This is a genomic window from Streptomyces sp. B6B3 (assembly GCF_039871525.1).
In the GTDB taxonomy this organism is placed as follows: domain Bacteria; phylum Actinomycetota; class Actinomycetes; order Streptomycetales; family Streptomycetaceae; genus Streptomyces.
This window is the reverse complement of the sequence record NZ_JBDPLU010000013.1, coordinates 160,952-179,110: the sequence shown is the minus strand read 5'-3', so window position 1 is coordinate 179,110 and position 18,159 is coordinate 160,952. Positions and strand designations below refer to the sequence as shown.

Genomic DNA, 18,159 nt, shown 5'->3' with positions numbered 1-18,159 from the left:
GGCCGCGGGCTGATCGGCAGCCGGAATGATCACCTCTTCAGGCGTTCGGTTGGGTGTCGATTGAGTAACACCACTTGATGTGAGGCAAAATCTCCGCCTCGGGTCGGGCACAAAGTCCGACCCCCCGCGCGTTACGTGCGCTGGAGACACCACAGACACCCGGAGGGGGAGAGCAGAATGGCAACGGATTACGACACTCCACGCAAGACCGACGATGATGTCAACGAGGACAGCATCGAGGAGCTCAAGGCCCGGCGCAACGACAAGTCGGCGTCCACGGTCGACGTGGACGAGTTCGAGCAGGCGGAGGGCCTCGAGCTGCCCGGCGCGGACCTCTCCAACGAGGAGCTGTCCGTCCGGGTGCTGCCGCGCCAGGCCGACGAGTTCACCTGCATGAGCTGCTTCCTGGTGCACCACCGGTCGCAGCTGGCCTCGGAGAAGGACGGCCAACCGATCTGCCGCGACTGCGCGGCGTGAGGTGCCGCCCGGACCGGGCGTCAGGCCGTGTCCGGGCGGGCCGCGGCGAGCGCCGCGGCAAGCCGCTCCGGCTGCCGGGTCGAGAGATACAGGTACGGCGTCGGGTCCCCGGGGTCGGCCACCTCGACCCGCACGGCCGTCGGGATGTAGGCCCGCAGCAGCATGTGAGCCCGGGCATCCGCACGGTGAGCGCGCCAGGCGCGCGCCTCGTCGACGTCGAGCGCCCGGGCCTCACCCAGGGCGCTGAGCGGGACCCGGGCCTCGCCGGCGATCAGTGAGCCGGCGGCGACCCGGATCCGCGCGGATCCGTACGCGCTCAGCGCCATCCCGCACAGGGCCCCGCCGGCCGCCAGTCCGACCAGCAGCGGCACGGGGCCCAGCGGCACCAGGGCGATTCCCAGTAGAAGCACGCCCAGCATGGCCAGCAGCCACCAGGAGCGGGGAACGGTCAGGCGTTCGTCGTAGGCCCCGGCAGGGCCGTGCGCGGGGCTCACAGGGCCATTCATGGCCTCAAGCATGGCAGGCTCGTCCCGGGCCACCCCCGGCGACGGTAGGGTCTGCATCGTGAGTGCCGAACGGACCTCGTTCGAGGTGACTTCCGACCCGACGCCCGCGGGCGAGCCGGCGACCAGAGCTCCCCTGGACGTCATGATTCGGCGGACCGATCCCGCGGTTCCCGTGCCGTCCCGCGCGCACCCGGGCGACGCGGGGGTCGACCTGGTCACCACCGAGGCCGTCGAGCTGGATCCCGGCGAACGCGCCGTGCTGCCCACCGGCGTTTCCATCGCCCTGCCCGAGGGGTACGCGGCGTTCGTCCATCCGCGTTCCGGGCTGGCCGCCCGGTGCGGGGTGTCGATGGTGAACGCCCCGGGCACGATCGACGCCGGGTACCGTGGAGAGATCAAGGTGATCGTGATCAATCTCGATCCGCGACGGAGCGTCCGGTTCGAGCCGCTCGACCGGATCGCCCAGCTCGTGGTGCAGCGGGTGGAGACGGTGCGCTTTCACGAGGTCGCGGAGCTGCCTGACTCGGTGCGGGCCACGGGGGGTTTCGGCTCCACGGGCGGCCACGCCGGCGGGCACAACCCCTATGCTGCGGTCGGTTCCGGCGCGAGTGCTGACCGGATCGCCGACCGGAAAGGACTGTGACGTGTTCGGACGTCGTCGCAAGCGGAAAGAGGAGCCGGGGGACGCGGTCGAGCCCACCGCCGACGAGACCCCGGACGAGGCCGAGGTGCGCCGGGTGAAGCTCGAGCCGGCACCGCGCCCCGACGGCCCGTGGGACCTGAGCGAGGTCAGCAAGCCGGGCGACGGCCGGGTGGACTTGGGCGGCCTGTTCGTTCCCGGCGTCCCCGGCATGGAGCTCCGGGTCGAGGTGGCCGGCGACTCCATCGTGGCCGCGACCGTCGTGCTCAAGGACAGCGCCATCCAGCTGCAGGCCTTCGCGGCGCCGAAGCGCGAGGGCATCTGGGCAGAGGTGCGCGAGGAGATCGCCGACGGCATCACCGGGCAGGGCGGCGTGATCGACGAGAAGGAGGGCTCGCTGGGCTGGGAGCTGCGCGCGCAGGTCCCGGTGCAGCTGCCCGACGGCAAGCGTGGCACGCAGGTGGTGCGCTTCGTCGGCACGGACGGCCCGCGCTGGTTCCTGCGCGGCGTGATCTCCGGCCAGGGCGCCGTGCAGCCGCAGGCCGCCGGGCTGCTGGAGCAGATCTTCCGGGACACCGTGGTGGTCAGGGGCGAGGGACCGATGGCCCCCCGGGACCCCATCGTGCTCAAGCTGCCCGAGGATGCCCAGATGGTGCCCGACGGGGTCAAGAAGGAGCAGGCCCCGGCCGACAGCACCGCCCCCACCTCGCGCTTCGCAGGTGGTCTGGACAAGCTCCGGCGCGGGCCCGAGATCTCCGAGGTGCGCTGACGCGTCGACTCGACACCCCGCCCCCGCGGCGGGGTGTGACGGGCGCCCCGACGGGTACCTGAGCGGCCTGACCAGGAGGCCGCCATGGACGTGAAACGCCGCGGGGGATGGCTCCGGCGCACCGGCTCGGAGCCGATCACCGCCTACAGCGACCTGCGGCTGCGCCGGCTGCTGTCCCTCGTCTTCGCCCCGCTCTTCGTGCTGGGCGCGGTGCTGCTCGGGATCTGGTGGGCCGGCGCCGAGTCCGGGGGCATGCTCACCAGCCGGGGCGCCATCGGGGCGGCCGCGCTGATCTGCGCGGCCTGCGCGGTGATCGCGTGCGTCGACCTGGTCGTCGTCACCCGCCGCCTGCGCCGCGCGGAGCGGCCCGAGGAGCGTGGACCCCGCGGCTGACCGGCCGGTCAGCCGCGGCCGGGCCCGTGGGGCGCCGACCGGCGAGGATTCAGGTGAGGATTCATACGGGACCCTGACACACTCCGGCTCGGCCGCGGCTCGGGTTTCCCGGCCGACGGTTGAGAATGGATCCATGGCACGACGCGGCAGACTCCGCATCTACCTGGGCGCGGCGCCCGGCGTGGGCAAGACCTACGCCATGCTGTCGGAGGCGCACCGCCGGGTGGAGCGCGGCACCGACCTCGTCGTCGCCCTGGTCGAGCACCACGACCGGCCGCGCACCCAGGTGCTGCGGCACGGCCTGGAGGAGGTGCCGCGCCGGGAGCTGGAGTACCGGGGGAGCGTCTTCTCCGAGATGGACACCGCGGCGGTGCTGCGGCGCCGCCCGAGGGTGGCGCTGGTGGACGAACTGGCGCACACCAACGTGCCGGGCTCGCCGAACGAGAAGCGCTGGCAGGACGTCGACGAGCTGCTGGACGCCGGGATCGACGTCATCTCCACGGTGAACATCCAGCACCTGGAGTCGCTGGGCGACGTCGTGGAGTCGATCACCGGCGTGCGGCAGCGGGAGACCGTGCCGGACGAGGTGGTGCGCCGGGCGGAGCAGATCGAGCTGGTGGACATGGCGCCGGAGGCGCTGCGCCGGCGCATGGCGCACGGGAACATCTACGCCCCGGACAAGGTGGACGCCGCCCTGTCCCGCTACTTCCGGCTGGGCAACCTGACCGCCCTCCGCGAGCTGGCCCTGCTGTGGACCGCGGACCGGGTGGACGCCTACCTCCAGCAGTACCGGGCCGAGCACGGCATACGTTCCACCTGGCACGCCCGGGAGCGGATCGTGGTGGGCCTGACCGGGGGGCCCGAGGGGTCGACGCTGATCCGGCGGGCGGCGCGGATGGCCGCCAAGAGCTCGGGGGCGGAGATCCTGGCCGTCTACATCGCCCGCTCCGACGGCCTCACGTCGGCCTCGCCGCGCGAGCTGGCGGCCCAGCGGACGCTGGTGGAGCAGCTCGGTGGCACGTTCCATCACGTGATCGGGGACGACGTGCCGAGCGCGTTGATGGAGTTCGCCCGCGGCGTCAACGCCAACCAGATCGTGCTGGGCTCCAGCCGCCGGAAGTCCTGGCAGTACGTGTTCGGTCCCGGCGTCGGGGTGATCGTGGCGCGGGAGTCGGGGCCCGACATCGACGTGCACATCGTGACCCATGACGAGGTGGCCAAGGGGCGGGGCCTGCCGGTGGCGCGCGGCGCCCGGCTGGGCCGCTCCCGCACCCTCAGCGGCTGGCTCGTCGGCCTGCTCGGGCCGATCCTGCTGGCCCTCGCGCTGCCCCCACCGGCCCCGGGCGCCGCGTTCGCCAGCGACGTGCTGCTCTTCCTGTCCGTCGCGGTGATCGCCGCGCTGGTCGGCGGGCTGTACCCGGGGCTCGCCTCGGCGACGGTCGGCTCGCTCCTGCTGAACTTCGTCTTCGCGCCACCCACCCACGAGTGGACCGTCGCCGACGGCCACAACGTGGTGGCCATCGTCACCTTCGTCGCGATAGCCGTCGCCGTCGCCGTGGTGGTGGACCGCTCGGCCAGACGCACCCAGCAGGCGGCACGGTTGCGGGCGGAGTCCGAGACGTTGACCCTGCTCGCGGGCAGCGTGCTGCGTGGTGAGGACACCCTGGCCGCGCTGCTGGAGCGGGCCAGGGAGACCTTCGGCATGGACACCGCCGCGCTGCTGGAGCGGGACCGCGAACGCCGCCGGTGGAGCTGCGTGAGCAGCGTCTCGGTGGTCGGGGACGCCCGGCCGCTGCGCACCCCGGACGACGCCGACGTGGACGTGCCGATAGGCGACCACACCATGCTGGCGCTCTCCGGCCGGGTGCTGCCCGCCGAGGACCGCCGGGTGCTCAGCGCCTTCGCCGCGCACGTGGCGGCCGTGGTGGACCGGGAGCGGCTCAAGGACGAGGCGGAGCGGGCCCACAAGCTGGCCGAGGGCAACCGGATCCGCACCGCCCTGCTGGCGGCCGTCTCGCACGATCTGCGCACGCCGCTGGCCGCGATCAAGGCGAGCGTGAGCAGCCTCCGCTCGGACGACGTGGCCTGGTCCCCGGAGGACGAGGCCGACCTGCTGGAGAGCATCGAGCAGGGCGCGGACCGGCTGGACCAGCTGGTGGGGAACCTGCTGGACATGTCACGGCTGCAGACCGGCACGGTGGAGCCGCTGATCAGGGAGCTGGACCTGGACGAGGTGGTGCCGCGGGCCCTGGGCGGGGTGCCCGAGGGCAGCGTGCTGCTCGACGTTCCCGAGTCGCTGCCGTTCGTCGCCGCCGACCCCGGGCTGCTGGAGCGCAGCGTCGCCAACATCGTCGAGAACGCCGTGAAGTACGGGGCCGACGGGCTGCCCGTGGTGGTGCGGGCCAGCGCGCTGGACGAGCGGGTCGAGCTGCGGGTGGTGGACCGCGGCCGCGGCGTCCCGGACAGCGACAAGGGCCGCATCTTCGAGCCGTTCCAGCGCTACGGCGACACCCCGCGGGGCGACGGCGTGGGTCTGGGCCTCGCCGTGGCCCGCGGCTTCGTGGAGGCCATGCACGGCACCCTGGACGCCGAGGACACCCCCGGCGGCGGCATGACCATGGTGCTCACGCTGCCCACCACCGCCCCGGCGGGCGCGACCGCGTCCGCCAGCAGCCGGCCGACCAACGAACGGAGGGCAGACCATGCACCGAGTCCTCGTCGTGGATGACGAGCCGCAGATGCTGCGCGCCCTGGTGATCAACCTCAGGGCGCGTGACTACCAGGTGGACACCGCCCTGGACGGTACGACCGCCCTGCGGCTGGCCGCCGACCGCCATCCCGACGTGATCATCCTGGACCTCGGCCTGCCCGACATGGACGGCGTCGAGGTGATCAGGGGCGTGCGCGGCTGGACCCGGGTGCCGATCATCGTGCTGTCCGCCCGGCACACCTCGGACGAGAAGGTGGAGGCGCTCGACGCGGGCGCCGACGACTACGTCACCAAGCCGTTCGGCATGGACGAGCTGCTGGCCAGGCTCCGGGCCGCGGTCCGCCGCGCCGAGCCGGCGGCGTCCGGGGACGGCGCCGTGGTGGAGACCGACGACTTCTCCGTGGACCTCGCCGCCAAGAAGGTGCACCGCGGCGGCCGGGACGTCCGGCTCACCCCCACCGAATGGCACCTGCTGGAGGTGCTGATCCGCAACGCGGGCCGCCTGGTCAGCCAGCGACAGCTGCTCCAGGAGGTCTGGGGCCCCTCGTACCGCACGGAGACCAACTACCTCCGGGTCTACATGGCGCAGCTGCGCCGCAAACTGGAGTCCGACCCGTCAGCCCCGCGCCACTTCATCACCGAACCGGGGATGGGCTACCGCTTTGAGCGCTGAGCGCGGACCCGCTCACGTTAGGCTGATGGCATGAGTGCTGGCGGGCGTCCCGAAAGGCGCGGAGGCCGCCGGTGGCGCCTGCTGGGCCGGTCCGAGCCGGCCGGGGGGAGCGACCGGGGAGCTGTCCTGGCCGAGCCCGTCCGCGCCGCCGAGGAGCCGCGCTGCGTCCGGATCCGGGACTGCACGTCGGGACCCGAGGGCCCGCTGGGCCGCGCGGTGGTGCGGGTGAGCGGCACGCTGCGGGACGTGCGGGAGCGCACCGTCGCGGGCATGCCCGCCCTCCGGGCCGAGCTGGACGACGGCACCGCCTCGCTGGAGGTGATCTGGCTGGGGCAGCGGGCGATCGCCGGCGTCGAGACGGGCCGGGTGCTCGTCGCCTCGGGGCGGATCTCGATCACCCGAGGTCACCCCGTGCTGTTCAACCCCCGATACGAGCTGCGACCCCGCGAACAGGAGACTCCGTGACCGCACCCGACAGGCAGACCGCCCCCCAGGTGGCTCCGCAGGCCACCGACGAGGAGGCGACGCGGGCGGCGTTCTTCGAGGCGTTCGGCGGGGTGCGCGGCATGGTGGAGACCACCGTGCCGGGGCTCGTCTTCGTCCTCAGCTTCACGATCAACCGCAGCATCAACATCTCGGCGATCGCCGCGCTCACCCTCTCCGCCGTGCTGGCGGTGGCCCGGCTGGTCCAGCGCGGCACGGTCAAGCACGCCTTCAGCGGCGTCTTCGGCGTGGCGTTCGGCGCCGTCTTCGCGATGATGTCGGGCGACGCGAAGAACTTCTACCTCCCGGGCATGCTGTACACGCTGGGCCTGGGCGTCGGCTACGTGGTGTCCTCGCTGGCCGGCTTCCCGCTGCTCGGCCTGCTGCTCGGCCCGGTCTTCCGGGAGAACCTCTCCTGGCGCACCCGCAATCCGGGCCGCAAACGCGCCTACGTCAAGGCCAGCTACGTGTGGGGCGCGATCCTGCTGAGCAAGTCGGCGATCACCTTCCCCATCTACTTCTGGGGCGACGCCACCCAGCTCGGCTGGCTGCGGGTGGCGCTCGGTATCCCGCCGTTCCTGCTCGCGGTCTACCTCACCTGGATCATCCTGGTGAAGGCCCCGCCGCCGATCGACGTCATCGCGGAGATGGAGGCGGAGTACGAGGCCGCCGAGCGGGCGGAGAAGGAGGCGGAGGAGCGTCGCCTCGCCGAGGAGCACGCCGCCGAGCACCTTCCCGGCCGGGGCGAGTCACCGGGCTCCCCCTGACCCTCCCCGAGGCGCCCGGGGGTCCGGGTGGTGCCCCGGCGCGCCGCTCTGCCGCGTTGCCACGCGGGTACGTCCGCCAGGCGCCATCCGGGAGGCGCCCCCATGCGCACGAGCCGCGGTCAGGCGCACCGCGGCCGCACGCGTCGCTCAGCCGCCGTCGCGCGGGCTGAGCAGCGCCTCCAGCTGCTCCTCCTGGGCCGGCGCGGCGACGAACAGCAGCTCGTCGCCGGCCGCCAGGGCGTCGTCGGGATCCGGCACCATCACCCGCGCGCCGCGGATGATGGTCACCAGCGCGGTGTCCTGGGGCCAGGCCACCTCGCCGACCCGGGTGCCCACCAGCGGCGCGCCCTCCGGCAGGGTCAGCTCCACCAGGGTCGCCTCGCCCTGGCTGAAGCGCATCAGCCGCACCAGGTCGCCGACGCTGACCGCCTCCTCGACCAGGGCCGACATCAGGCGCGGCGTGGACACCGCCACGTCCACGCCCCAGGCGTCGTTGAACAGCCACTCGTTCTTCGGGTTGTTCACGCGGGCCACCACCCGCGGCACGCCGTACTCCGTCTTCGCGAGCAGCGAGACCACGAGGTTGACCTTGTCGTCGCCGCTGGCCGCGATGACCACCTGACAGCGCTCCAGCGCCGCCTCGTCCAGCGTGGCGATCTCGCAGGCGTCGGCCAGCAGCCACTCGGCCTCGGGCACCCGCACCACCGACACGGCGTGCGGCGACTTGTCGATCAGCAGCACCTCGTGGCCGTCCTCCAGCAGCTCGGCGGCGATCGACCGCCCCACCGCCCCGGCCCCGGCGATCACCACCCGCATGCCGCGCCCTCCCGGATCGAACCAGCCGAGAGCGCGTTCACGACTCCTCCTCGGGACCGGTCAGGCAGGCGGCCTCGACCTCGGCCACCTGGTTCGCGTACATCATCACGTGCACCAGGTCACCCTCCTGCAACACCGTGTCCGCGGTCGGCAGCATCGCCTCGCCGAGCCGGGTCAGGAACGCCACCCGGACCCCGGTGCTCTCCTGGAACCGGGCCACCCGGTGGCCCACCCAGCTCGCCTTGACGTGTACCTCGGAGAGCTGCACGCCGCCGCTGGGGTCACGCCACAGCGGTTCGGCGCCGGCCGGCAGCAGCCGACGCAGCATCTGGTCCGCGGTCCACCGCACGGTGGCCACCGTGGGGATGCCGAACCGCTCGTACACCTCGGCCCGGCGCGGGTCGTAGATGCGGGCGGTGACGTTCTGCACGCCGAACACCTCGCGGGCCACCCGGGCGGCGATGATGTTCGAGTTGTCGCCGCTGCTCACCGCGGCGAACGCGCCGGCCTCCGGCAGCCCCGCCTCGGTCAGCGTGTCCCGGTCGAAGCCGAGGCCGGTCACCCGCCGGCCGCCGAACCGGGAGCCGAGCCGCCGGAAGGCGGTGGGGTCCTGGTCGATCACGGCGACCGTGTGACCGCGTTCCTCCAAGGTCTGAGCGAGGGCCGCGCCGACTCGGCCGCATCCCATGATCACGATGTGCATACGTCTCCGTGGCTCTCACTCCGCCGGTTCTCCGCCGGTTCGTCCCGCCGGGGTTCCGCACCGCGCACCACGCTACCGGCCCACCGGCCCGCTGTCCGGCCCAGGGGCGCCCGACCGTCCCCCCGGGTACGGTGATCTTGTGCCCGTGGGAGACGACGAGGCCATCTCGCTCTACAAGCGGCTGCTGCTGGGACGCGCACTGCGGAGCGACGCCCTGCGGCACACGCTGCTGCGGAAGCGGATCGCGTTGCCGGTGTTCGCCTCCGACCCGCTCTCCTCGGTGGCCTACGCCCCCGGCGAGGTGCTGCTGATCCTCTCCATCGCCGGGCTGAGCGCGTACAGCTCCAGCATCTGGATCACGCTCGCCGTGGTGCTGCTGATGATCACCGTGGTGGCCTCCTACCGGCAGACCGTGCACGCCTACCCGGGTGGCGGCGGGGCCTACGCGGTGGTCTCGAGCAACTTCGGCCGTCGCGCCGGGGTGACCGTCGGCAGCGCGCTGCTCGTGGACTACGTGCTGACCGTCGCGGTCTCGGTGGCCGCCGGGGTGGACAACCTGGGCTCCGCCGCCGGCCCGGTGGCGCGCAACGAGGTGGCGTGCGCGTTGGTCGTCATCGTCCTGCTGATGCTGATGAACCTGCGCGGGGTGCGGGAGTCGGGCCGGATCTTCGCCGTCCCCACCTACGCGTTCGTCGCGGCGGTGCTCGTCATGGTCGCCTGGGGCGGGTTCCGCGCCCTGGCGCTCGACGACACGCTCCGCGCCCCCAGCGCCGACCTGCACATCGTGCCCGAACAGACCAACCTGTCCGCCCTGGCCATGGGCTTCCTGCTGCTTCGCGCCTTCTCCTCCGGCTGCGCCGCGCTGACCGGCGTCGAGGCGATCAGCAACGGCGTGCCGGCGTTCCGCGAGCCGAAGAGCCGGAACGCCGCGGCCACGCTGGCGATCATGGGCGGGCTCGCGGTCACCATGTTCCTCGGCGTGATGGCGCTCGCGCTGCACGCCGACGTCCGGGTCGCCCAGCATCCGGGACGGGACCTGCTGCGCGACGGCGAGCCCGTCGGCCCCGGGTTCCAACAGGACCCGGTCATCGCCCAGGTGGCCGCGGCCGTCTTCGGCGACGGCTCGGTCGGGTTCGTCGTGCTGGCCGGCGCCACCGCGCTGATCCTCTTCCTGGCCGCCAACACCGCGTACAACGGCTTCCCGGTGCTGGGCTCGATCCTCGCCCAGGACCGCTACCTGCCCCGCCAGCTGCACACCCGCGGCGACCGGCTCGCGTTCAGCAACGGCATCGTGCTGCTCACCACCCTCGCCGGGCTGCTGGTGGTGGTCTTCGACGCCGACGTCAACGCGCTGATCCAGCTCTATATCGTCGGCGTCTTCGTGTCGTTCACCTTCAGCCAGTCCGGCATGGTCCGGCACTGGAACCGGCTGCTGGCCGAGGAGGACGACCCGGCCGCCCGCCGCCGGATGCACCGGGCCCGGCTGCTCAACGGCTTCGGCGCGGCGCTCTGCCTGCTGGTGCTGGCGATCGTGCTGGTCACGAAGTTCAGCCACGGCGCCTGGGTCTCGTTGGTCGGCATGGCCGGCTTCTACGCGGTGATGACCAGGATCCGCCGGTACTACGACCAGGTCGCGGAGGAACTGGCGGTGGACGTGCCGCGCAAGGAGCTCGACGTGCGGCCCTCCCAGGTGCACGCCGTGGTGCTGGTCTCGCAGATCCACAAGCCGACGCTGCGGGCGCTGTCCTACGCGCGGCTGCTGCGCGCCGACAGCCTGCTGGCCGTCACCATCGCCATCGAGCCCGAGGAGGCGCGGCGGGTGAAGGCGGAGTGGCGCCGGCAGCACATCGACGTGCCGCTGAAGATCCTCGACTCCCCCTACCGGGAGATCACCCAGCCGTTCCTGCACTTCGTGAAGGAGCTCCGCAGGGCGCATCCGCACGACATGGTGAGCGTGATCATCCCGGAGTACGTGGTCGGCCGCTGGTACGCGGAGCTGCTGCACAACCAGAGCGCGCTGCGGCTGAAGACCCGGCTGCGGTTCACCCCGGGGGTGACCGTGACCTCCGTGCCCTGGCAGCTGGAGTCCGCGGTCGCCGCGCGGGAGCGGGTCAGGCGCCGGTCCGAGCTGCGGGCCCCGGGGGCGATCCGGCGCGGCCGGGGCAACCACGGGCACCGGCCGTAGACTAGGCCCTGTCCTGCCGATCTTGCCGGGCCCGCGACGTCAGCGGATGGGGGTACCTCCCAGGCCCCCGAAGGGCCTGGGGGACACTCGCTGCGTTACCGAATCGCGCGAATACGGCCAAGTATGAGCTGCGATCCGGCGCCTTGCGATTGACCGCATCTGACGCCGCGGGCTGATCCTCCCCCAGCCTGGAAGACTGGGAGGTGCCCCCATCGATCGACAGGACAGGACCTCGACCGCCGCCCCGGCGCGTCCGTCCCCGCCCTTCCCCGCGTCCCCTGGAGCACGTTCTGATGTCCACCGAGAGTCCCGTCCCCACGTCCGCCTCGCTCGTCGGCCAGGAACACGAGGTCGAGGTCGGCCCGGTGGCGCACGGCGGGCACTGCGTGGCCAGGACCGCAGAGGGCCGGGTGATCTTCGTCCGGCACGCGCTGCCCGGCGAGCGGGTCGTCGCCCGGATCACCGAGGGCCGGGAGGACTCCCGCTACCTGCGCGCCGACGCCGTCGACGTGCTGACGCCCTCCCGCGACCGGGTCCCGGCGCCCTGCCCGTTCTCCGGCCCCGGACGCTGCGGCGGCTGCGACTGGCAGCACGTGAAGCCGGGGGCGCAGCGCCGACTGAAGGGCGAGGTGCTGACCGAGCAGCTGCGCACGCTGGCCGGGCTCACTCCCGAACAGGCCGGGTGGGACGGCACGGTGGAGCCGGCGCCGGGCGACAAGGTGGCGCCGGGCGAGGTGCCGGCCTGGCGCACCCGGGTGCAGTACGCGGTGGACGCGGACGGGCGGGCCGGGCTGCGCCGGCACCGTTCGCACGAGGTCGAGCCGATCGACCGCTGCCTGATCGCCGCCGAGGGCGTCACCGAACTGGGCATCGAACGCCGGTCCTGGCCGGACATGGCCGGTCTGGAGGCGGTGGCCGCCACCGGCTCCCACGACCGGATGGTGGTGCTCACCCCGCGCCCCGGCGGCCGGCTGCCGCTGGTGGAGCTGGACCGACCCGTCTCCGTGCTCCGCGCCGAGGAGAGCAGGGGCCGGGGCGGCGAGACGCCGGTGCACCGGGTGCACGGCCGTCCCTACGTCCGGGAACGCGCCGACGACCGCACCTGGCGGGTGAGCGCCGGCGGCTTCTGGCAGGTGCACCCGCGGGCCGCCGACCTGCTCGTGGACGCGGTGATGCGCGGCCTCACTCCGCGCCGCGGCGACAGCGCGCTCGACCTGTACTGCGGCGCCGGCCTGTTCGCCGGGGCGCTCGCCGACCGGGTCGGCGAGGAGGGCGGGGTGCTCGGCATCGAGGCGTCGGCGCGCGCGGTGCGGGACGCCCGGCACAACCTGGGGGAGCTGCCCCGGGTCCGGATCGAGCACGGCACGGTCGAACGGGTGCTGCCGCGCACCGGCATCACCGAGGCGGACGTCGTCGTCCTCGACCCGCCGCGGTCCGGGGCCGGCGAGCAGGTGGTGCGCCAGCTGACCGGCCTGGGCGCCCGCCGCATCGCCTATGTGGCGTGCGATCCGGCGGCCCTGGCCCGGGACCTGGCGTACTTCCGCGCGGGTGGCTACGAGCCGCGCTTCCTGCGCGCGTTCGACCTCTTTCCGATGACCCATCACCTGGAGTGCGTCGCGATCCTGCACCGGCCGAGTCGGGGGTGAGCCGACGGGGCCCGCGTGACGCGTGGTTCTGTGAAGATCCCGCCAAGTCTCGGTGGAGCTTCGGGAAGTAGAGTGGTGATCGCGACGTGCGGTCCGTTGTGATCACGTCGGCGACCCTCCGCACAGCAGTCACCCGCGTCGTTAGGGGTTCCCTTGGACATCCGGCTCCTCGGCCCGTTGGAAGTGCTCGCCGACGACGGGGTGCCACTGTCCGTGACCGCCCCTCTGCCGCGGGCGACGCTGGCCGCGCTGGCGCTGCGCGTCGACCGCCCGGTCGCGGCGGATCTGCTGGTCGGACAGCTGTGGGGAGCCGATCGTCCCGCCGACGCCCGGGTCGCGCTGCGCGGCCACGTGGCGCGGCTGCGACGCGCCCTGCCCGGCGGGGCGATCCACACGGTGCCCGGCGGGTACCGGCTGGCGCTGGCCCCGGGGCAGACCGACGTGGGCCGGTTCGAGGAGGCGCTGCGCCGGGCGCGGGAACGGGCCGCCGCGGCGCCGGCGGAGGCGGTCGCGATGCTGGACGCGGCGCTCGCGCTGTGGCGCGGCGCTCCCCTCGGCGACCTCCGCGACTGCCCGCTGCGGGCGGCCGAGGGGCCGCGGCTGCGGGAGCTGTGCCTCACGGCTCTGGAGGAGCGTTTCGCGCTGCGTCTGGCGCTGGGCGACCCGGCGGCGCTGGCGGCGGAGTTGGCCGCCGCGGTCCGCGCCCACCCCGACCGCCCACGGCTCGCCGAGCACCTCCTTCGCGCCCGCGGCGCGACGGAGGACCGCGGGCCAGGCGACGGCCGCGTCGCGGGCGCCGCGGCGGGGGATCGAACGGCCGCTCGGACGGACGGGCCGTCGGGCGCGACGGAGGGCCGCGGGCCGGGTGGCGAGCGGGACGGCGGATCCGGTCGCGGCGCCGATGCCTCCGGGGGAGAGCGAGCGGCCGCTCGGGCGGACGGTCCGTCGGGCGTGGCGGAGGGTCGCGGGCCGGGTGCCCGCACCCGGCCCCGGGAGGCGCCCGCCGCGGGTGAGGCCCCGCAGGGACCCGCGCTGGGGGCCGCGTTTCCCGCGGCCGTGTCGACGTTCGTCGCCCGCGGCGTGGAGCTCGCCCGGATCCGCGGCTGGTTGACCGGCGCCCTGGCCGCCCCCGCGATATGCCTGATCGACGGCCCCGGCGGGGTCGGGAAGTCCACCCTCGCGGTGCGGGCCGCCACCGAGGTCGCCGACCGCTTCCCGGACGGGCTGCTCTACGTCGACCTGCGCGGCGCCGATCCGCGCAACCCGCCGCTGGAGACGGCCGAGGCCGGGCGGCAGCTGCTGGCCTCGCTGGGCACCCCGGGCAAGGAGATCCCGCAGCAGGCCGCCGCCGCGGCCGCGTTCTACCAGGAGCAGCTCCACGGGCGGCGGGTGCTGCTCTTACTGGACAACGCGCTGGACGTCGACCAGGTGGCGCCGCTGCTGCCCGCCGAGCCCGGCTCCGCCGCGCTGGTGACCAGCCGGGCCACGCTCACCGGCCTGGGCCGGGGACACCACCTGCACCTCAGCACGCTCTCCAGCGCCGAGGCGGTGGCCCTGGTGCGGGCCGTCGTCGGCGACGGGGCCCCGGAGGCGGCGGCGGACTGGGCCGAGCTGGTGGCGCTCTGCGGGCATCTGCCGCTCGCGCTGCGGATCCTCGCCACCCGGATGGCCGCCCGGCCCGACTGGCGGCTGGCGGACTGGATCGCCCTGCTGCGGGACGAGCGGGATCGCATGGACCAGCTCGCCGCGGACGACCTCGACCTCCGCACCAGTCTGCTGGTCAGCATCGACCAGCTGGCCGCCGGTTCCGAGCGCGCCGACCGGCTGGCCGCCGAGACGTTTCCGCTGCTCGGCGCCGCCGCCGTGCGGTGCTACGGCGCGGGCTCCGTGGCCGCCCTGGTCGGCTGCTCGGCGCGGGCCGCCGGACTGGCCCTGGAACGACTGACCGACGCCCGGATCACCTGCAGCCCGCGGCCCGGCGTCTACACGCTGCACGACCTGGTCAGGGCCGCCGCGGCCTGGCAGGCGGCCCGGCTGCCGGCGGGCCGGGTCGCGGCCCGGCTCACCGAACTGGCGCGCTGGTACCTCGGCTCGCTGTACCGGCTGAACGCCCCCCTGGCGCTGGCCGAGCGGTACCGCAGGCGGTACCGCGAGGGCGCCGACCGGTACCCGCAGGGGCGGCTGTTCACCTCCGTGGCGGAGTCGTTGCCCTGGGCGGACGAGGCGCTGGACGACGTGCTGTCCCTGGCCCACCAGCTCGCCGGTCCCGAGCACGACGAGGGCACCGAGCTCGGCGGCCGCCCGCTGTCGGCCTTCGCCCTGGAGGCCGTCCGCGCCCTGGAGACGTACTTCGGCATGCGGCTGAGCTGGCGGGCCCAGACCCGGCTGTGCGAGATCGCGCTGGAGGCCGGCCGGCGCCGGGACGACCCGTTCGCCCAGGCGGTGGCGTGGGGGCAGCTGGGCAAGGCGGCGGGGCAGCGCGGGCAGGGGATGGCGGGCGCCGCCATGCTGCACCGCAGCGACGCCCTGTTCCGTTCGCTGGGCGAGCGCGAGGAGGCGCTGGCCGTGACCATGAACATGGTGCCGTGCCTGGGCTCCGCCGGTCGGCTCACGGAGGCCGTGGCGCTGGCGGAACGGGCGCTCGCGGAGACGCTGGAGGCGGGCCTGGTCGACCTCGCCGTCCAGATCATCAACAACCTGGGCCGCTGCCACCTCTTCCTCGGCAACCACGCCGAGGCGCACCGGCTGCTGCGGGCCAACTACGAGTCCACCGAGCTGCCGTACGAGAAGACCATCGCGGCCGGCGTGCTGGCCGAGTACCACCTGGAGATCGGCGAGTTCGAACAGGCCGCGCGCTGGGCGGACCGCGGCCTGAGCCACGCCGCCGAGCAGCCCTTCGACCCTTTTGTGATGGCCCAGCACCGCACCTGGCTGGCGGCGGCGCTGCGCGGTCTGGGCCGCGAGGGGCGGGCCCGCGCCGAGGAGATGCAGGCGCAGGCGATCCTGGAGGACCTCAACAGCCGGGAGAACAGCCACCTGCGGGTGCGCGTCGAGGAGCGGTACTCGACCACCTAGCCGCGTCCGCCCGGAGGGCCGGGCCGCGGCGAGCTCCGGCACGGTCCGCCGTGGGCGCCGCTGCCGCCGGGTGGCGGGCGGCGCAGAATGGGGTCCATGGAACTCCGCATCTTCACCGAACCACAGCAGGGCGCCAGCTACGACACCCTGCTCTCCGTCGCCAGGGCCACCGAGGAGCTCGGCTTCGACGCCTTCTTCCGGTCCGACCACTACCTGAAGATGGGGGACACGGACGGTCTGCCCGGACCCACCGACGCCTGGATCACGCTGGCCGGACTGGCCCGCGAGACCCGGCGGATCCGCCTCGGCACCCTGATGACCGCGGGCACCTTCCGGTGGCCCGGGGTGCTCGCCATCCAGGTCGCCCAGGTCGACGCGATGTCCGGTGGTCGGGTGGAGCTGGGCCTGGGCACGGGCTGGTTCGAGGCCGAGCACACCGCGTACGGCATTCCCTTCCCGAAGGAGAAGTTCCCGCGGCTGCGGGAGCAGTTGGAGATCGTCACGGGTCTGTGGGCCACGCCCGAGGGCGAGACGTTCTCCCACGACGGGCGCTTCTACCAGCTCGTCGACTCGCCCGGGCTGCCCAAGCCGGCGCAGCGGCGGGTGCCGGTGCTGGTCGGCGGCCTGGGGAAGGTCGAGACGCCCCGGCTGGCCGCGCGGTTCGCGGACGAGTTCAACGTCCCGTTCGGCTCGGTCGAGGACAACGCCGCGCAGTTCGAGCGGGTGCGCCGGGCGGCCGAGGAGGCCGGGCGCAAGCCCGACGACCTCGTCTACTCCAGCGCCCAGGTGACCTGCGTGGGCCGGGACGAGGCCGAGTTCGCCCGGCGCGCCGCCGCCATCGGCCGCGCGCCCGACGAGCTGCGGCGCAACGGCCTGGCCGGCACGCCCGACGAGGTGGTGGAGCGGATCGGCCAGTTGGCGGAGGCCGGCGCGTCCCGCTGCTACCTGCAGATCCTCGACCTGCACGACCTTGACCACCTGGAGCTCATCGCGGACCGGGTGAAGTCGCGGCTGTGACCGTGCCGCGCCCCGGCCCGCCGCCGCTCGGCGACCGCACGCTGGTGCTGGACGGCGGCCTGTCCAACCAGCTGCGGGCCCAGGGCTGCGACCTGTCGGATCCGCTGTGGTCGGCCCGGCTGCTGGTGGAGGATCCGGCGCAGCTCCGCGCGGCGCACGCCGCGTACCTGCGGGCGGGGGCGCGGGTGCTCATCACCGGCAGCTACCAGGCGTCGTTCGAGGGCTTCGCGGGGCGCGGCATCGGCCGCGCCGCGGCGGCGGGGTTGTTCCGGGCCAGCGTGGACCTCGCCAGGGACGCGGCGGCCGGTCACGGCGAGCAGGTCTGGGTGGCCGGCTCGGTCGGCCCGTACGGCGCGGTGCGGGCGGACGGCGGCGAGTACCGGGGCCGGTACGGGCTGAGCGTGGCGGAGCTGACCCGCTTCCACCGCCCGCGGGTCGCGGCGCTCGCCGAGGCCGGGCCCGACCTGCTGGCGCTGGAGACGGTGCCGGACGTGACCGAGGCCGAGGCGCTGCTGAGGGCCGTCGCCGGCTGCGGGCTGCCGGTGTGGCTGTCATACACGATCGCGGGGCAGGCCACCCGGGCCGGCCAGCCGCTCGCCGAGGCGTTCGCGCTGGCCGCCGGGAACGACCAGGTGGTCGCGGTCGGCGTCAACTGCTGCGCGCCGGAGGAGGTGACGGCGGCGGCGGCGTGCGCGGCCGCCGTCAGCGGCAAGCCCGTGGTGGCGTACCCGAACGGCGGCGAGGCATGGGATCCGGCGGCGCGGCGCTGGGTCGGGCCCGCGACGTTCGATCCGGAGCGGGCGCTGGACTGGCGGCGCGCCGGCGCCCGGCTGATCGGCGGCTGCTGCCGGGTCGGCCCGGACCGGATCGCCGGGCTGGCCGCGGCGCTCGGCCGCTGAGCGATCGCCCGACGCCCGCCGTTGACGACGCGCTCACCTGGAGAAATGCCGGTCGGTGTGGATCAGGCGTGAAATCCGGCCGAGTTAGCCGGCGGTGCCGCGCCGGGCCGCGCGTCGGCCGGCGGCCCGGCGGGCCCGGCAAGCGGGCAGGTGGCGGCGGCCCTGGCGGTGCCGAACGCTGCGACGTTGGGTAGCAGAGCTGGCACGCATGGCGACCGAAACCCGGTGGGCGGCGCTGGCAGGGGGCGCCCGATCCGGCAGACTCGGCCCCGACGGCGTCGCACCTCTGCTGTGCAGGGTAGAGGTGACGCCTCCGCACCGAACCGCGCGCCGGTCTTCGCTTCCCCGCCTTTGCCGGCGCGCGGTTCGGGTTCGCGCGCCCCCCGCAGGCCACGCGCGC

16 protein-coding genes are annotated in these 18,159 nt (G+C 74.2%); 13 read left to right on the top strand and 3 right to left on the bottom strand.

Features of this window, described 5'->3' with window-relative positions; all coding sequences use genetic code 11:
* Positions 1 to 177: 177 nt before the first annotated feature.
* Positions 178 to 477 (top strand): DUF4193 domain-containing protein, encoded by a 300-nt coding sequence (locus ABGB06_RS25300; protein WP_049571160.1) that lies wholly within the window; start codon positions 178 to 180, stop codon positions 475 to 477.
* 20 nt (positions 478 to 497) lie between these two features.
* On the opposite strand, the gene ABGB06_RS25295 is transcribed toward ABGB06_RS25300, so the two are convergent.
* Positions 498 to 983 carry a DUF3093 domain-containing protein gene (locus tag ABGB06_RS25295; RefSeq protein WP_347593246.1) on the bottom strand — a complete coding sequence of 162 codons (486 nt, stop codon included), beginning with the start codon at positions 981 to 983 and terminating at the stop codon, positions 498 to 500.
* Positions 984 to 1,068: 85 nt separating this feature from the next.
* Between ABGB06_RS25295 and dut the strand changes: the two genes are divergently transcribed.
* The 7 genes from dut to ABGB06_RS25260 all read left to right on the top strand — a co-directional run bounded on the left by dut (position 1,069) and on the right by ABGB06_RS25260 (position 7,418).
* Positions 1,069 to 1,626, top strand: coding sequence for a dUTP diphosphatase (dut, locus tag ABGB06_RS25290; RefSeq protein WP_347593383.1), 558 nt, complete (start codon positions 1,069 to 1,071; stop codon positions 1,624 to 1,626).
* Between the two features lies 1 nt (position 1,627).
* A complete protein-coding gene (locus ABGB06_RS25285; protein ID WP_347593244.1) occupies positions 1,628 to 2,392 on the top strand; it encodes a DUF3710 domain-containing protein in 765 nt (254 codons plus the stop codon).
* A gap of 84 nt (positions 2,393 to 2,476) precedes the next feature.
* A complete protein-coding gene (locus tag ABGB06_RS25280; protein ID WP_347593242.1) occupies positions 2,477 to 2,785 on the top strand; it encodes a DUF6343 family protein in 309 nt (102 codons plus the stop codon).
* Positions 2,786 to 2,918: 133 nt separating this feature from the next.
* A complete protein-coding gene (locus tag ABGB06_RS25275; RefSeq protein WP_347593240.1) occupies positions 2,919 to 5,513 on the top strand; it encodes an ATP-binding protein in 2,595 nt (864 codons plus the stop codon).
* On the top strand, positions 5,488 to 6,168 hold the full coding sequence (locus ABGB06_RS25270) for a response regulator (protein ID WP_347593238.1): 681 nt from the start codon (positions 5,488 to 5,490) through the stop codon (positions 6,166 to 6,168). Before ABGB06_RS25275 ends, ABGB06_RS25270 begins: the two co-directional genes overlap by 26 nt.
* Positions 6,169 to 6,198: 30 nt before the next feature.
* Complete coding sequence (locus tag ABGB06_RS25265; protein ID WP_347593236.1) at positions 6,199 to 6,633, top strand: OB-fold nucleic acid binding domain-containing protein; 435 nt, start codon at positions 6,199 to 6,201, stop codon at positions 6,631 to 6,633.
* A complete protein-coding gene (locus tag ABGB06_RS25260; RefSeq protein WP_347593234.1) occupies positions 6,630 to 7,418 on the top strand; it encodes a DUF3159 domain-containing protein in 789 nt (262 codons plus the stop codon). The genes ABGB06_RS25265 and ABGB06_RS25260 overlap by 4 nt, the downstream gene beginning before the upstream one ends.
* A gap of 147 nt (positions 7,419 to 7,565) precedes the next feature.
* On the opposite strand, the gene ABGB06_RS25255 is transcribed toward ABGB06_RS25260, so the two are convergent.
* Both ABGB06_RS25255 and ABGB06_RS25250 read right to left on the bottom strand, forming a co-directional pair.
* Entirely contained in the window at positions 7,566 to 8,234 is a 669-nt protein-coding gene (locus ABGB06_RS25255; RefSeq protein ID WP_347593232.1) for a TrkA family potassium uptake protein, read from the bottom strand.
* Between the two features lie 37 nt (positions 8,235 to 8,271).
* Entirely contained in the window at positions 8,272 to 8,937 is a 666-nt protein-coding gene (locus tag ABGB06_RS25250; RefSeq protein ID WP_347593230.1) for a TrkA family potassium uptake protein, read from the bottom strand.
* Between the two features lie 139 nt (positions 8,938 to 9,076).
* On the opposite strand from ABGB06_RS25250, the gene ABGB06_RS25245 reads away from it, so the two are divergent.
* The 5 genes from ABGB06_RS25245 to mmuM all read left to right on the top strand — a co-directional run bounded on the left by ABGB06_RS25245 (position 9,077) and on the right by mmuM (position 17,759).
* A complete protein-coding gene (locus ABGB06_RS25245) occupies positions 9,077 to 11,122 on the top strand; it encodes an APC family permease (protein WP_347593228.1) in 2,046 nt (681 codons plus the stop codon).
* A 293-nt stretch (positions 11,123 to 11,415) separates the two neighbouring features.
* Entirely contained in the window at positions 11,416 to 12,768 is a 1,353-nt protein-coding gene (locus tag ABGB06_RS25240; protein ID WP_347593226.1) for a class I SAM-dependent RNA methyltransferase, read from the top strand.
* Positions 12,769 to 12,981: 213 nt separating this feature from the next.
* Positions 12,982 to 15,843 (top strand): BTAD domain-containing putative transcriptional regulator, encoded by a 2,862-nt coding sequence (locus ABGB06_RS25235; RefSeq protein ID WP_347593224.1) that lies wholly within the window; start codon positions 12,982 to 12,984, stop codon positions 15,841 to 15,843.
* A gap of 96 nt (positions 15,844 to 15,939) precedes the next feature.
* Complete coding sequence (locus tag ABGB06_RS25230) at positions 15,940 to 16,860, top strand: LLM class F420-dependent oxidoreductase (protein WP_347593222.1); 921 nt, start codon at positions 15,940 to 15,942, stop codon at positions 16,858 to 16,860.
* Complete coding sequence (gene mmuM, locus ABGB06_RS25225) at positions 16,857 to 17,759, top strand: homocysteine S-methyltransferase (RefSeq protein WP_347593220.1); 903 nt, start codon at positions 16,857 to 16,859, stop codon at positions 17,757 to 17,759. Before ABGB06_RS25230 ends, mmuM begins: the two co-directional genes overlap by 4 nt.
* The last annotated feature ends 400 nt before the right edge of the window (positions 17,760 to 18,159 follow it).